This is a genomic window from Variovorax sp. DXTD-1 (assembly GCF_003984625.1).
Taxonomy (GTDB): Bacteria; Pseudomonadota; Gammaproteobacteria; order Burkholderiales; family Burkholderiaceae_C; genus Variovorax.
In genome coordinates this window covers 1-1,016 of the sequence record NZ_RWKH01000072.1, presented here as the reverse complement: position 1 = coordinate 1,016, position 1,016 = coordinate 1, and the positions used below count along the sequence as shown (strand labels likewise).

The window sequence follows — 1,016 nt, the reverse complement described above, 5'->3', positions numbered from 1 at the left end:
GTTGTATGAGCAGGCCCTGCACAAGCTGGAGAAGTACAGCGCCGATCATCCCGGCTTCATGGACGCCCAGCAGATCAAGAACGCGGCCGCCGCTTTGGCGGTCGAGACGCACATGCATGGCCTCAAGAAGATCGACGTGCTGGAGCCCAACGACAGTGGCGACAAGCTTATTGCTGCACAAGGCAAGTTGGGTACGGCGCAGTCCAAGGTGGTTGACGTGTCCAAGGAGCAGGCCGCAAACACGCCGCTGGAGCAAAGCTCAAAGGCGTACCACGAGAAGCCGCAGAACCATCAGCATCCGCATCAGCCGACACAAGCCGATCAGACGCAAGGGCAAGGCGTGCCGGCGCTCGCCAGGTAAGCCGGATTCATCGCCCGCCGCAGCCCAAGGCCCGCTATGCCCGCGCTGGTTGTGCACGTCAGTCGTCGCCAAATCAACCTTAAACAACACCAGGGAGGTTTCATGCGTTCCAAAAAATCAATCGCCGCCGCAGTCGTGCTAGCCGCCACTGCCCTTGTCAGCACCATGCAGGCACAGGCCGAAGCGCCGGACAGCCCCTGCACCCTGTTCCTGTGCATGGCCGGTAAAACAGGCCAGGGCAACACCACGGGCGGCTGCGAAGCCGCCTTCATCAAGTGGAACTTGCCTACTTGTATCGGTGGTCTTGCGGTCTACACCGGCCAATACTGTAACAATTTCAACGGCCAGCTCTCCTCCATCAGCCGCCAGACTTACATGAACAGTTGCCCGGGCGCCACCGACACCGGCAACAACAACAGCATCTCGCAGCAAATCATCAACCGGTGGGGCAGCGTGCAGACCGTCCAATAGACCGCTTCGTTGCATCGCAGTCATCCCATCTACTCGCCATGCGCCCGCCATGCCCGCGTTGAACACTGCTGTAGCAAGGCCGCCTGTTCGAGCCGGGCGGCGCTCTGATCGTGCCGTCTGCTATTGTTTTAATAGCTGGGTGCGCACATCAGTCGTGGGCCACTGGCACTTTTGGCATGTAAAC

General features: G+C 60.0%; 2 protein-coding genes. Both read left to right on the top strand.

Features of this window, described 5'->3' with window-relative positions; translation table 11 throughout:
* Positions 1–361, top strand: a 361-nt coding sequence (locus tag EJI00_RS25210; protein WP_221885076.1) for an XVIPCD domain-containing protein, incomplete at its 5' end; no start/stop codon positions are given.
* Positions 362–463: 102 nt separating this feature from the next.
* Positions 464–832, top strand: coding sequence for a hypothetical protein (locus tag EJI00_RS24900; RefSeq protein ID WP_126750125.1), 369 nt, complete (start codon positions 464–466; stop codon positions 830–832).
* Positions 833–1,016 lie beyond the last annotated feature (184 nt).